Raw genomic sequence first — 12,897 nt, 5'->3', positions numbered from 1 at the left:
TCAGGAAATCGGCTTGCTCGCGTTGGGGCCGGCCACCTGCTTCACCAGTTCGTACAGGAAGTCGAGTCCGTCGTAGAAGCTCTTCACCCGCAACTTCTCGTCGCGCCCATGCGCGTTCGTTTCGCCGGGCGACGAGAAGATGCCGCTGACGCCGTAGGTGGGGATGCCCACGGCGCGCAGCCGATAGCCATCCGTGGCACCGGTGCTCATCGTAGGAATCACCGGCACGCCGCCGAACATCTTGTTCGTGAGCTGCGTGGTGGCCTGCAACAGCGTGGCGTTGATCGCAGCCGGGGCCCCGTCTTTCCGGTCCTCGCGTGAGCTCGTGACTTTCACCGTCGCGTCGCCGATGATGCCCTCGAGCGTGGCCTTCACCTGAGAGCCCGCACTGGTGGGGGCGATCCGGCAGTTCACGTTCGCGGTGGCCGTCTGGGGCAACGCATTGTTGGCGTGTCCGGCCGAGAGTCGCGTGGCCACACACGTGGTGCGCAGCATCGACGCGTACCGCGGATCGGTGGAGATGATGCGCGCCGCCGCCGTATCGGCCGGGTTGGCGACCAGCGCCTTCATGGCGGCGGCGATCGACGGTATTTCCACCTTCGCCGTCTGCTCGAAGAACGGACGCGTGACGTCGTTGAGTTCGACCGGGAACGTGTACTGCTGAATGCGCCCGAGGGCCGATGCCAGCGAGTAGATCGCGTTGTCTTTGCGCGGCACGCTGGAATGACCGCCGGTGTTGAGCACGGTGAGCGTGTAGTCGTTGTACACCTTTTCCGCCGCCTGAATCGAGTGGAAGAGTGGCGTGTCGTCCTGCAGGGTCCCGCCGCCCCCTTCGTTGATCGCGTACTCGGCGTCGATCAGCTCGCGATGATTGGCGATCAGCCAGCTCACACCATTATCGCCGCCGCCTTCTTCGTCGGCGGTGAGCGCGAGAATGAGATCGCGCTCCGGCACCCAGCCTTCTTTCTTGTAGCGCAGCAGGTTGGCGGTGAGGATGGCCGCCATCGATTTGTCGTCGGCCACGCCGCGCCCCAGGAAGTAACCGTCCTGTTCCGTCATCGTGAACGGATCGCGCGGCCAGTCGCTGCGGATCGCGGCGACCACATCAAGGTGGGCCAGCAACAGAATGGGCTTGCCGCGACCCTTGCCGCGGTAGCGCACGACCAAATTCTGCTTGGCAGGGGCGCTGGCGGGGCCCACCAGGCGAATATCGCCCGTCGGGAAGCCCGCAGCCTTGAAGCGGGTCGCGACGGCCTGTGCGGCCATCGTGGCCGATCCCACGGAATCGACCGTGTTGATCTCGACCATCTCCTGGTAGATGGCGCGCGCCTCCCGCTGCGCCGGCGTGAGCGTGGCGGGCGCGCCGGGCGCCTTCTGGAGGTTTTGGGCCGAGAGCGCGCACGGCGAGGCCAGCGGCACGGTCACGGCGCTGGCGACAGCGAGCGCAACGGTGAGGGAGGGACGACGGAGCAGGGACATGGTCGAGAGAGCTCCAACGGCGAAAACGTGAGGTAGGGACCGCACCGCGATGGCGTAAGCCGGTCCTGCGGAAGCTACAGCGAAAACGAGCGTGCGGCGCTCAGCCGCCGAACGCTCAACAGGACTGGCGTTGCACGCGTAAGTTGCAACGACCGTTGGTCCATACCGGACACGCCCGTGGTCTGTCCGCGTCTCCTCCCGCCCTGCTCATGATCTGCTCATGACACGCTCCCGCCGCGATTTCCTCAAGGCCAGCGCCGCCGTGGCTGCCGGCAGTCTGGTCGCCTCGCGATCAGCCTCCGCCTCGTCCCGCTCCGCCTCGCTGATCACCGCTCCCGGCCTCATTTCGTCCGACCTGCCGTCGGCCGACGATCCGGCCATCAAGGCCCTGATGCAGGCGGCGCTCGACGTTGCCAAGTCGGGCGGCGCCTCGTACGCCGATGTTCGGGTGGCGGCTCGCCGCCAGCAGAACGTGAACACGCGTGAGCGCATCGTGCAGGGGGTGAGCGACAATGACACGTTCGGACTCGGCGTGCGCACATTGGTAGACGGCGCGTGGGGCTTCGCCGCTACCAGCCGACTCGACAAGGACTCCGTAGCCACCGCCACCCGCGCCGCACTCGAGCAGGCGCGCGCCAATCGCGCCAGTCAGCTGCGTCCCGTGTAGCTCGCCCCCACGCCCGGTAATCAGATCGGCGAGTGGAAGAGCCCGATCGAAACCGATCCGTTCACCGTGGCGATCACCGACAAGGTGGCGCTGCTGCTGGCCGCCAATGAATCGGCGCTCAAGGTGAAGGGCGTTCGCAACGTCACATCGAGCATGTTCTTCCTGCGCGAAGAAAAGTCGCTCATGACGAGCGACGGATCGTTCCTCGTGCAGACGATTTATCGCACGTCGCCGAGCATGTCGATCACGGCGGTGTCGCCCGACTTCTCCGATTTCCAGACGGTGCAGAGCAGCGAAATCGCGCCGATGGGACTGGGCTACGAGTGGGTGATCAACTCGAGGATGGCCGAGCGCGCGCCCAGGTGGGCGGAGCTGGCCGTGCAGAAGTTGAGTGCGAAGCCGGTGGAGCCGGGTCGCTATGACCTGCTGCTGCACCCGTCGAATCTGTGGCTCACGGTGCACGAAGTGATCGCGCATCCCACCGAGCTCGATCGCGCGCTCGGCTTCGAGGCCAACTATGCCGGCACGAGCTTCATCGCGCCGCCGGCCCAGGTACTTGGCAAGCTGCGCATCGGATCTGAGCTGCTGAACGTGGTCGGCGATCGCGAACAGAAGGGATCGCTCGGCGCCATCGGCTGGGACGACGAAGCGGTGAAGCCGGTGAAGTTCGACATCATCAAGAACGGCGTGTTTGTGGATTATCAGACCACGCGTGAGCAGGCCACGATGATGACCGATTACTACAAGAGCGTCGGCAAGCCGGTGCGCTCGTACGGCTGTTCGTACGCGCAGAGCTGGGCCGATGTACAGTTCCAGCGCATGCCGAATGTGAGCATGGTGCCGGGTAACAACGACGACACGTTCGACAGCATGATCGGCAAGATGGACAAGGGCATCGCGATCGTGGGTGACGGCTCGTTCTCGATCGACCAGCAGCGTTACAACGGACAGTTCGCCGGTCAGATCTTTTATGAAGTGAAGGGTGGCAAGATCGTCGGTCAGCTCAAGGACGTCGCGTATCAGTTCCGCACACCGGATTTCTGGAAGTCACTCAAGGCGATCGGCGGCCAGAAGAGCTATGAACTCGGCGGCGCATTCGGCGATGCCAAGGGACAGCCAGGCCAGTCGAATTCCGTGAGTCACGGCTGCGTGCCGTCGCTCTTTCAGCAGACCAACATCATCAACACCGGGAGGAGGGCGTGAGCGAATACAGCCCCCGTTCTCTGTACGTGCCCGCGTATGCGCCAGCGAGCATCCTGACACGCGCCGAGGCGCAGGAGATTGCGCAGCGCGCGCTGCGCAATTCACCGGCGGAAGAAACACGCGTTTCGATCAATAGTGCGGCGCGAGCCGATACGCGCTTTGCGTTGAATCAGGTCACCACGTCGGGCGAGAATCAGGACACGCAAGTCACCATTACGGCGTTTGCCGGCAATCGTGCCGCGAGCGTGAACACCAATCGTCTCGACGAAGCCTCGCTCGCGGCCGCTGCAAAACAGGCGTACGAGATTGCGAAGTTGGTGCCGCCCAATCCGGAGCGTATGCCGGAGCTTGGCGCGCAGAGCTATCAGGCGGTTCGCGAGCGCAGCATCACGCTGCCGACGCCCACCGAGCGTGCGGCCGCGTCGAAGATCGTGACCGAACTGGCGCGCGCGAATGAACTGATCGCGACGGGCTTCATCGAATGCCGAGCCGGTGCGTCGGCGCTCGCCAACTCGAAGGGGTTGTTCGCCTACGACTCGAGTTCGTCGGTCACGATGACCACGACCGTGCGTTCGCCAGACGGCACCGGTTCGGGGTGGGCCTGCACCGATGGCAACACGTTCTCCGATCTCGATCCGGCGCGCGTGGCCGCCACCGCGGTGCAAAAAGCGAAAGATTCGCGCAATCCGGTCGCGATCGAGCCCGGTCGCTACACCACGATCCTCGAGTCCACGGCAGTAGGCAATCTTGTGCAGCTGATCGCCGGCGCGATGCAGGCGCGTTCGGCCGACGAAGGCCGCTCGTTCTTCTCGAAGGCGGGCGGTGGCAACAAGATCGGGCTCAAGGTGGTCGACGAGCGTGTCACGCTACTGACCGACCCCGCCGATTCGCCGAGCACCAGCGGTGGATACGACGGCGACGGCATGCCGCTCGAGGCGGTCACGTGGATCGAGAACGGCGTGGTGAAGAACCTGAACTACGATCGCTTCTGGGCGCAGAAACAGGGCGTGCAGGCCACACGCGCCGGTGGTGGCGGTGGGCGTTCGCTGCGCATGCCTGGCGGTACCACGAGCATCGCCGACATGGTGAAAAGCACCGAGCGCGGTATTCTGGTCACGCGCTTCTGGTACATCCGCGGCGTGGACCCGCGCACGATTCTGTACACGGGACTCACGCGCGACGGCACGTTCCTGATCGAGAACGGCAAAGTCACGCGCCCGATCAAGAACTTTCGCTTCAACGAGTCGCCGATCTTCTTTCTGAACAATCTGGAAGCGATGGGTCCGACGATTCGCATCAATGCGTCGGAGAACCTCGGCGCGGGCGGAGCGGTGTACATGCCGCCGATCAAGGTGAGGGATTTTACGTTCAGTTCGTTGTCGGATGCGGTGTAGGCGATAACGAAACTGCAAACTGGGAACAGCAAACTCCCTAGGAAAGAGGGGGGAGGGTATCAGGATGCAGGAGGCAGGTGAACCGCGCGCGGTTTCTGCTCCCTCTTCCCTGAAACCCTCCCCCCTGCTTCCTAGGGAGTTTGCAGTTGTCAGTCCCCGGGAGTTTTCTTTTGGTGGTTCCCCCCTACACCGCGTTGACGAACGCGCATCCCGCCTCTTCCGCCATCACGTTGGCGAAGATGCCGGACGGTTGCATGATCAGACCGGGGATGAGGAATGACTTGGCCTTCTCGCGTGCTTCCGTGGGCTTGAGCTTGTCCTGTTTGGCAACGGTGGCGACGATCTGAGCGAAGGCCATGCCGCAGCCGAGGACGATGGCACCTTTTCCCATCTGCTTGTCGAGCAGCAGCGCGGACATCGAGCTCTTCATGTCGGTGCTGGCGGTCGAGAGCATCGGGTTGGCCATCGCCCACTTCTTGCCCTTCTCGTCTTTCAGCTTCAGCTCCTTACCCACGCCGTACGTGGCCCAGTAGGCGCTGTTCATCGCCAGCGGAATCGCGGCATGACGAATGACGATCACGGTACTCACGTCGCCAGGCGCGAGCTTCAGGACTTCAGTGTATTGACGGCCCCAGAGGCCGGCGCGGAGAATGCCCACGCCGTCGCGGATCTCCGGCACGTCGAACATTGCCTTGTGCTTGCCGGTGACTTTCGACGTCCAACTCGTGTCCCACGTCTCCGCGCGCGCCTGCTCCCACGTCTCGAGTTCCTGCGCCACTGTGTCCAGCGGCAGAACAGTCGGTTCAGTAGCATGGAGCAGGGAGGCTGATGATGCCAGCGCCGCTGCGCTAAGGCCGGCCGTTTTCAGGAAAATGCGACGGTCGCTGCTCATGGGGACTTTGTAAGGAAGAAGGGTGGGAAAACATTCTGTAAACGATCCAAGTATCTCACGCTGTCTGTAATGATGATGGCGTCGGGACTGGAGAAAGTCACGGCGTCGCGGCTCTTCCCGCCCCCTTCACCTCCTCAAATGCGATTGGTCCCTGCCGTGTTGACGTCCCTGCTTCTGGTGATTGCCTCCGGAGGCGCGAAAGCGCAGACCACCGTGCCACCGGCCCAGCGTACCGCGCCGGATACCGCGCAGGCTGGTGCGGTTCGTGTGTACCTCGACTGCCAGAGCGCTCGCTGCGACTTCGATTTCTTCCGCGACCAGATGCGGTGGGTGAACTTCGTCCGCGACCGGCTGGTGTCGGATGTGCTGCTGCTGGTGACCTCGCTGCGCACGGGCTCCGGCGGGTTCGAGTACACCATTGCCGCCATCGGCCAGACGGGCAATCGTGGTCGCGCCGATACCGCGGTGATGTTCGTGGCCCCCAACGATGCCGACGACGTGGTGCGGCGACAGCTGGCCCGTACGTTTGCGCTGTTGCTCGGTCCGTATGCGGCGCGGACGCCGCTCGCCTCGCGCCTCACGCTGACCTACGCCGCACCGTCCACGGCCTCGGCCAGCCCCAAGTCCGTAAAGGACCCGTGGGATTTCTGGGTCTACCGCGTGTCGGTGAACGGATTCGGGAATGGCGAGAAGCGGCAATCGTTCGTGAACGGTTTCGCGACTACCAGCGCCAATCGCGTGACACAGTCGCTGAAGGTGAATCTGAGTGCGAATCTCGGATACGATCAGAGTCGTTTCGATCTGGGCGATGGCAAGACCTTCACCAACATTCAGCGCAACTACGGCGCCAACGCGCTGATGGTGAAGAGCATCAGTGATCACCTCTCGGCGGGCATCACGGCCAACTCGCAGTTCTCCGACTTCAACAACTACGATCTGAATCTGCGCGTTACGCCGGCCGTGGAGTACAATGTTTTCCCGTACAAAGACTTTACCCGACGCCAGCTCACGGCGTTCTATGCCATCGGCGTGGCGTCGATGCGTTACCAGGACATCACGATCTTCGATCGCACTGCAGAGACTCGTCCCATCCACAACTTTACGGTGGCGTGGACGGCACGGCAGCCATGGGGCTCGGTGAACATGGGTGTGTACGGCTCGCAATATCTTCATGACCTGAGCCTCAACAGCTATGGGATCAGCGGGTTTACCGATCTGCGCATCGCCAAGGGGCTCGCGATCAATGTGGGCGGCAACTATTCGCGGGTGAACGATCAGCTGTATTTGCGCCGCGGCGCGTTGTCGGACAACCAGGTGATCGCGCGGCAACAGGCCCTCGCCACGAACTACCGTTTCTTCATGAATCTCGGCATGAGTTACACCTTCGGGTCGATCTTCAATACCGTGGTAAATCCGCGATTCGGCGGCGGACGCGGCGGCCAGCAGTTCTAACGGCGGAGCGCCTACGCCTATATTTCCAGAATGTCGTCTGCACTCCTTCTCCAATCGCTCGAGCCCCCTGCCGACTTTACCGGTGCGTACACCGGTGGCGGAGTCCCCAAGGGCGTCGTGATGGTGATCGCCTGCTTCGGCGTGTACATCCTGCCGTCGATGCTGGCGTGGAAGCGTGGCAGCTCGCGCCGGTGGAAGATTACCGCCATCAACGTACTGCTGGGATGGACGGTGATCGGCTGGATCGTTTCGATGGTGCTCACCTACGCCTACGAGCCGCCGCCGGTCGGTGAAGCGGATGTCGAGCACGTACCAGGCGGCGCGCGACCCCGCTGACGTGCGACGTCCGCGTGCGCCGCTAACGGCCGTATGTCCGCGCGAGATCGCCCAGCCGAGCCGTGAGCGTTGGCGGCAGCTGATCCCACGTGAAGCGGAAGCTCCAGTTGTCGGCCTGTCGACCGGGAAGATTCATGCGTGTCTCGCTGCCCGTCCCCAGTACGTCCTGCAGTGGCACAAGTGCGGTGTTGGCGACCGAGGCGAACGCTGTGCGGATCATGGTCCAGTGCATCTCACGGCCATCGGTGGCGAGATACCGTCGCGCGAACGCCTTCTCTTTCCCGACATCGTCCGGATCACGCGTGGAGTCACCCGCGCCGGTCGAGTTCCACCAGCCGACCGTGGTGTCGTTGTCGTGCGTCCCGGTGTAGACCACGAGCTCGCGCACGTAGCGATGCGGCATGAATTCCGACGCCGGGTCGTTGAAGGCAAACTGGAGGATCGCCATGCCGGGATACCCGAGCTGCGTGCGAAGCGTTTCCACCTCTGGTGTGATCAGTCCGAGATTCTCGGCCACAATCGGCATCGGACCGAGCGCCGCGGTCATCGCGTTGAACAGCGCGGCGCCTGGTCCCGGTACCCAACGACCGTTCACGGCGGTGGTATCTGCGGCGGGCACTTCCCAGAAGGCTTCGAATCCCCGGAAATGATCGAGGCGCACGATGTCGAACATCGCCAGCGCCGCGCGCATCCGCTCGATCCACCACCGATAGTTGTCACGCGCGACGCAATCCCAGTCATACAGCGGATTCCCCCAGAGCTGACCAGTCTCGCTGAAGTAATCGGGGGGCACGCCGGCCTGCACGACCAGCGTGCCGTCGTCGTGCAGTTTGAACAGTGAACGATTGGCCCACACGTCGGCGGAATCGTGCGCGACGTAGATCGGCACGTCACCCATGAGCCGAATATGGTGCGCGGCGCACGCGCGGCGTAGCGCACCAAACTGCGCGAAGAACAGCTGCTGTTCTTTGTAGCAGCGCTCGATCGCGGGCTTCAGCTTCTCGCGCCATACGCGCAACGACTCGGGCTCGCGGCGCGACGCTCCACGCTCCCACGACGTCCACGATTCGCCGCTGTGCGCTTCTTTGAGTGCCATGAACAGCGCGTAGTCCGGCAGCCACAATTCTTGTTCGCGCACGAAGCGACGTACGGCATCATCGTACGGGATGGTCTCGAGCCACGCGTCGAGCAGCGCCCGTTTGGCCGGGATCACGGTGCCGAAATCGCAGACATGCGCCGACGCCGGCTCCACGTGGTACGCCAAGTGCGCGCGTGCCTCCTCCGGCACGTGAATGAGCAGCGGATTCCCGGCGAAGGCCGAGAAACACTGATAGGGACTGTCCCCGTAACCGGTAGGACCGAGTGGGAGCACCTGCCAGATCTTCATCCCCGCGTCAGCGAGCCATTCGACGAAACGGAACGCGTCGGGGCCCATGTCCCCGATACCACCGGGAGACGGCAGCGAGGTCGGGTGCAGCAGGATGCCGGCAGCGCGGGGGAACAGCATGCGAACGAAGCTCGAGTCGGTGTGGCGTTGCCGGAACGATGTCGCGAGAAAAGTTCGCGCAGCGATCGTCGGTACGCCAGCGGCGCGATCACGAGTGTTCGCGATCGGCGGCAATCGGCGCTAACTTGTGCGGGTGACACGTCGTCGTCTGCTCGGTAAGCAGTTGCGCGAATACTCGATCATTACCTGGTTCTTCGAGCGCGTCTTCTGGCTTCTCCATCTATTATCGCCCAGTCGGATCGTGGGCGGGAGCCGCGTCGCGCACGTGAGCTCCGAGGCCTTTCGTCAGAATCCGCGCGCCGCGACGGCTGCGCGGTCCCGCCGCAAGGAATCGTACATCCTGGTGTGGTTCATCATCGAGTTGCTGTTGTTGCTCGTCGCGGAAATCGAGGTGGGCTGGCCGCTCTGGATTCCTCGCTTGCTGGCATGCATCCGTATTGTCGACATTTTCCAGTCGTCGGTGAATCTGAGCGTGTTCGATCAGCTCCGTACCGACGAGCGGATCGTGATCGCGTCGGCCGTGCGCACGCTGGTCCTCAGCTTTCTCAACTACCTCGAACTCTTGATCTGTTTCGGGATCGTGTACGTCACCATGCTCGAGAAGCTTTCCGGCGCTGACGGGTGGATGGACGCGATCTACTTCAGCGTCGTCACGCAGCTCACGATCGGGTTCGGGGACATTCGTCCGCTCGGGGTCGCGCGCTTCGTGTCGGCGACGCAAGGGCTGGTCGCCGTGGCGTTCACCATCTTGATCCTCGGACGCCTCGTGTCGGTGCTGCCCAAAATCGAAAGCGTCATCAAGCACTCACCCGACGAATAGTCGCCACCGATCCCTCTATGCACACGTCTTTCGCTCGCGCCGCGTGGCCGATGACGGTACTGCCGCTCGTTGCCTGCTTGATCGCCGCGCCCACCGCGCGTGGGCAGTCACTCTCGCCGTCGACGCTGGGGATCAGCGTTCAGCTACACGGTGTAGCCGGCACCATGAACACCGCCATCTATCCGAGAGCCAGTGGCAGCACCGCGCTCGGCTTCGGCGGTGACGTGTCCTACGGAGCTTCACCGCGCTTGTCGCTCGTTGGCCGACTGGCTCGCATCACGTCGAAATCGGAGATACCCACGGAGTCCACCGACTATGCGATCGTGCAAGGTGATCTCGTCTTGCGCTGGATGCAATCGCCGGGCGCTCGTGTGCGTCCGTTCGTTGAGGCCGGCCTCGCCTTGCGGCGGCTAGCCTTCGAGTACGCCGAAGCGGCCGGTGTGCTGAACGACTTCACCGCCTTCAACGGCGGCGCCACGGCCAGCCTCGGCGTGATGGTGTTTCAGACGGAGAGCATGTCGGTGGAAGGTGCGGGCACGTACACCAGCGGCAACTTCAGCACGTGGAAGGTGAACGGGAAGTCGGAGTCGCTGGCCCAGATGACGTCCGAGATGCTGGGCGTTCGGGTCGGCGTGCGCTACTGGTTGAAGAGGTAGCGCGATCACGCTCGGCGGTCACGTGAGGCCGCCGTCGTTGTCGGGCACGATGGCCGTTGCCTCGATTTCAATGAGCGCGTCGGCTTCCATCAATGCGCACACCTGCACCGTCGACATCGCGGGATAGTTACGGCCGAGGATTTCACGATACGCCGCCCCCAGGTCGGCGCCGCTGGCGAGATACCGGTTGCGGTCGGTCACGTACCACGTGAGACGGACGAGATGCTCGGGCGTGGCACCGTCGCAGGCCAACACCTCGACGATATTCCGCATCGCCTGCTTCGCCTGCTCTACGAAGTCGGCACTCACGATCTGCTGTTGATGGTTCCAGCCGATCTGCCCGGCCACATGAATCACCCGACCGCGCGCCGAAATGCCATTGGCGTATCCTCGTGGACGCGGCCAGTCGTTCGGCTGTAGTGTGCGATGCATCAGCTATTCTCCTTGAGACGGAAGCGCTGGAGCTTTCCAGTATCGGTTTTGGGCAGCGTACTCACGAACTGGACCTGACGCGGATACTTGTACGGCGCGATCGTGGCCTTCACATGCTCCTGCAAGGCGCGCACGAGGGCCAAGTCTCCGTGCACGCCCTCCCGCAGTACCACGAATGCGGACACGACTTGGCCGCGCTCTTCGTCAGGAAGACCAACCACGGCGCACTCGGCTACTGCATCATGCTGCAACAGCGCACCTTCGACTTCCGGCGCGCCGATGTTGTAGCCGGCCGAGATGATGAGGTCGTCGGTGCGCGCTTTGAAGTACACGTAGCCGTCGGCGTCCATCGAGCAGGCATCGCCGGTGAGATTCCAACCGCCCTGCACGTACGTGGTCTGGCGTGCGTCGGCGAGATAGCGACAACCGGTGGGACCTCGCACGGCGAGCTTGCCGACCTCGCCAATCGGGACCTCACGCAGGTGGTCATCGAGCACTGCCACGGTATAACCGGGAACCGCGCGGCCGATCGCGCCGCGGCGCCAATCCGCGCCGGCCGCGCCGATGAACACGTGGATCAGCTCCGTGGCACCGATGCCGTCGAGTATTTCGACACTGGTGGCGTCACGCCAGAGCGTACGGGTGGCATCGGGGAGTGCCTCGCCAGCCGATACGGCCACGCGTAGCGAGGTGGTGTCGTAGCGACCGGGGTGCTCGCGGACCGCGATCGCCATATGCCGGTAGAATGTGGGCGCTGTGAAGCTGATGGTCGCGCCAGTGGCCGCGATCGCATCGAGCAGACTCTCCGGTGATGCCCGCTCCAGTAACACTACACTCGCGCGCGCGGCAATCGGAAAGCAGACCAGTCCACCGAGTCCGAAGGTGAACGCAATCGGTGGCGTTCCGATGCAACGATCGTTGGCGGTGATTCCAAGCAGCTGTTCAGAGAATCCACGGCACATCGCCATCACGTCGCGATGGAAGTGCATGCACCCTTTCGGAGCGCCCGTGGTACCTGACGTGAACGCAATGAGCGCCACGTCGTCGCTTGACGTGGCCACCGCCTCGAATGCCGTGGTGTGGCGTGCCATCTCACGCTCCAGCGTATCGGTTCCCTTACCGCCCCAGCAGCGCACGGCGCGAACACTCGGTGTTTCCGCAGCGGCACTGGCAAGATCCTCCAGCAGTCGTGCGTCGCACAACGCCGCGTTGCACTCCGCCCGCTCGATCACCATGCGCAACTCGCCAGCGCGCAGCATCGGCATGGTGGTCACGGCAACCATACCGGCCTTCAGCGTCGCGAGCCACGCCACGGTCATGAAGCGGCCGTTGAACCCCCGGCAGAGTACGCGGTTCCCGGACACCAGTCCGAGATCGTATACCAGCACATGCGCCAGCGCATCGACCTGTGCCGACAGTTGCGCGTACGTGGTCTCTTCCCATCCGCCGTCGCCATCGGGCACGACGATCGCCACCCGATTACCGTGGCCTTCCGCTATGGCACGGTCAAGCAGCTCTGCTGCGGCGTTCATGCGAGGCGCCGCCGCGTACACGCCCTCGAGCGTGATCACCGGCCACTGTTCGGCCGGCGGCAGCTGGGCGCGCGAGAAGCCGTCGACATGGCCACTGGGATGCAGCTGCACCGGATTGTGCGCGGATGGTGTAGGCGCGGATGGCGAAGTGGTCATGGCGTGTCCTCAGCGCTGACGATGCGCCTTCAAGGTCTCGCGGCCGACGAGCAGGCGCTGCACTTCACTCGCCCCCTCGTAAATGCGCAGCGCGCGCACGTCGCGATACAGTCGCTCCACCACTTCGCCCACGCGCACGCCACGGCCGCCGTGCAGTTGCAGCGCGCGATCGATCACCTGTTGCGCCAGCTCCGTGCCGGCCAGCTTGGCCATTGCGGCAACGCCGGTGCCGCGAGTGCTCTGGGTGTCGCGATGCCACGCGGCACGATAGGTCATCAGCGCCGCCGCATCGAGATCGGTGGCCATATCGCCCAGAATCGCCTGCGCCAACGGCTGTGCACCAAGCGTCGCGCCGAACATTTCGCGTGACT

Annotated in this window: 13 protein-coding genes; 7 read left to right on the top strand and 6 right to left on the bottom strand. The window is 63.8% G+C overall.

The features are described from left to right. The gene (locus ACESNG_RS11825) at positions 1 to 1,479 is read right to left on the bottom strand and encodes a M20/M25/M40 family metallo-hydrolase (RefSeq protein WP_373061737.1); all 1,479 of its coding nucleotides are present in this window, start codon (positions 1,477 to 1,479) and stop codon (positions 1 to 3) included. Positions 1,480 to 1,699: 220 nt separating this feature from the next. On the opposite strand from ACESNG_RS11825, the gene ACESNG_RS11820 reads away from it, so the two are divergent. The 3 genes from ACESNG_RS11820 to ACESNG_RS11810 all read left to right on the top strand — a co-directional run bounded on the left by ACESNG_RS11820 (position 1,700) and on the right by ACESNG_RS11810 (position 4,743). Further along, entirely contained in the window at positions 1,700 to 2,146 is a 447-nt protein-coding gene (locus ACESNG_RS11820) for a PmbA/TldA family metallopeptidase (RefSeq protein WP_373069107.1), read from the top strand. A 66-nt stretch (positions 2,147 to 2,212) separates the two neighbouring features. Beyond that, positions 2,213 to 3,349, top strand: a complete 1,137-nt coding sequence (locus ACESNG_RS11815; protein ID WP_373069105.1) for a TldD/PmbA family protein — start codon at positions 2,213 to 2,215, stop codon at positions 3,347 to 3,349. Beyond that, positions 3,346 to 4,743, top strand: coding sequence for a TldD/PmbA family protein (locus ACESNG_RS11810; protein ID WP_373061741.1), 1,398 nt, complete (start codon positions 3,346 to 3,348; stop codon positions 4,741 to 4,743). Before ACESNG_RS11815 ends, ACESNG_RS11810 begins: the two co-directional genes overlap by 4 nt. A gap of 184 nt (positions 4,744 to 4,927) precedes the next feature. On the opposite strand, the gene ACESNG_RS11805 is transcribed toward ACESNG_RS11810, so the two are convergent. After that, positions 4,928 to 5,635 carry a hypothetical protein gene (locus tag ACESNG_RS11805; protein ID WP_373061743.1) on the bottom strand — a complete coding sequence of 236 codons (708 nt, stop codon included), beginning with the start codon at positions 5,633 to 5,635 and terminating at the stop codon, positions 4,928 to 4,930. Positions 5,636 to 5,794: 159 nt separating this feature from the next. Between ACESNG_RS11805 and ACESNG_RS11800 the strand changes: the two genes are divergently transcribed. After that, the gene (locus tag ACESNG_RS11800) at positions 5,795 to 7,087 is read left to right on the top strand and encodes a hypothetical protein (protein WP_373061745.1); all 1,293 of its coding nucleotides are present in this window, start codon (positions 5,795 to 5,797) and stop codon (positions 7,085 to 7,087) included. Between the two features lie 30 nt (positions 7,088 to 7,117). Then, positions 7,118 to 7,423 (top strand): superinfection immunity protein, encoded by a 306-nt coding sequence (locus ACESNG_RS11795; protein WP_373061747.1) that lies wholly within the window; start codon positions 7,118 to 7,120, stop codon positions 7,421 to 7,423. Positions 7,424 to 7,445: 22 nt separating this feature from the next. On the opposite strand, the gene malQ is transcribed toward ACESNG_RS11795, so the two are convergent. Continuing rightward, entirely contained in the window at positions 7,446 to 8,930 is a 1,485-nt protein-coding gene (gene malQ / locus ACESNG_RS11790; protein ID WP_373061749.1) for a 4-alpha-glucanotransferase, read from the bottom strand. Positions 8,931 to 9,063: 133 nt separating this feature from the next. Here malQ and ACESNG_RS11785 point away from each other — a divergent pair, with 133 nt between their 5' ends. Both ACESNG_RS11785 and ACESNG_RS11780 read left to right on the top strand, forming a co-directional pair. Further along, a complete protein-coding gene (locus ACESNG_RS11785; RefSeq protein ID WP_373061751.1) occupies positions 9,064 to 9,750 on the top strand; it encodes a potassium channel family protein in 687 nt (228 codons plus the stop codon). A 17-nt stretch (positions 9,751 to 9,767) separates the two neighbouring features. Further along, positions 9,768 to 10,406 carry a hypothetical protein gene (locus tag ACESNG_RS11780; protein WP_373061753.1) on the top strand — a complete coding sequence of 213 codons (639 nt, stop codon included), beginning with the start codon at positions 9,768 to 9,770 and terminating at the stop codon, positions 10,404 to 10,406. Positions 10,407 to 10,424: 18 nt separating this feature from the next. On the opposite strand, the gene ACESNG_RS11775 is transcribed toward ACESNG_RS11780, so the two are convergent. The 3 genes from ACESNG_RS11775 to ACESNG_RS11765 all read right to left on the bottom strand — a co-directional run. After that, on the bottom strand, positions 10,425 to 10,838 hold the full coding sequence (locus ACESNG_RS11775) for a RidA family protein (RefSeq protein ID WP_373061755.1): 414 nt from the start codon (positions 10,836 to 10,838) through the stop codon (positions 10,425 to 10,427). Beyond that, positions 10,838 to 12,526 (bottom strand): AMP-binding protein, encoded by a 1,689-nt coding sequence (locus ACESNG_RS11770; protein WP_373069103.1) that lies wholly within the window; start codon positions 12,524 to 12,526, stop codon positions 10,838 to 10,840. The genes ACESNG_RS11775 and ACESNG_RS11770 overlap by 1 nt, the downstream gene beginning before the upstream one ends. Positions 12,527 to 12,535: 9 nt before the next feature. Beyond that, positions 12,536 to 12,897, bottom strand: a 362-nt coding sequence (locus ACESNG_RS11765) for an acyl-CoA dehydrogenase family protein (RefSeq protein WP_373069101.1), incomplete at its 5' end; no start/stop codon positions are given.

The sequence above is a fragment of the Gemmatimonas sp. genome (assembly GCF_041689975.1).
GTDB lineage: Bacteria > Gemmatimonadota > Gemmatimonadetes > Gemmatimonadales > Gemmatimonadaceae > Gemmatimonas.
Note: the sequence above shows the minus strand (reverse complement) of the source record. Positions and strands in the feature narration are given on the sequence as shown.

What these genes read in the sequence shown, in the direction of transcription:
- ACESNG_RS11775 (WP_373061755.1), bottom strand. Translation starts at nt 10,838, where the DNA reads ATGCATCGCACACTACAGCCGAACGACTGGCCGCGTCCACGAGGATAC.
- ACESNG_RS11770 (WP_373069103.1), bottom strand. Translation starts at nt 12,526, where the DNA reads ATGACCACTTCGCCATCCGCGCCTACACCATCCGCGCACAATCCGGTG.
- malQ (WP_373061749.1), bottom strand. Translation starts at nt 8,930, where the DNA reads ATGCTGTTCCCCCGCGCTGCCGGCATCCTGCTGCACCCGACCTCGCTG.
- ACESNG_RS11795 (WP_373061747.1), top strand. Translation starts at nt 7,118, where the DNA reads ATGTCGTCTGCACTCCTTCTCCAATCGCTCGAGCCCCCTGCCGACTTT.
- ACESNG_RS11820 (WP_373069107.1), top strand. Translation starts at nt 1,700, where the DNA reads ATGACACGCTCCCGCCGCGATTTCCTCAAGGCCAGCGCCGCCGTGGCT.
- ACESNG_RS11825 (WP_373061737.1), bottom strand. Translation starts at nt 1,479, where the DNA reads ATGTCCCTGCTCCGTCGTCCCTCCCTCACCGTTGCGCTCGCTGTCGCC.
- ACESNG_RS11780 (WP_373061753.1), top strand. Translation starts at nt 9,768, where the DNA reads ATGCACACGTCTTTCGCTCGCGCCGCGTGGCCGATGACGGTACTGCCG.
- ACESNG_RS11805 (WP_373061743.1), bottom strand. Translation starts at nt 5,635, where the DNA reads ATGAGCAGCGACCGTCGCATTTTCCTGAAAACGGCCGGCCTTAGCGCA.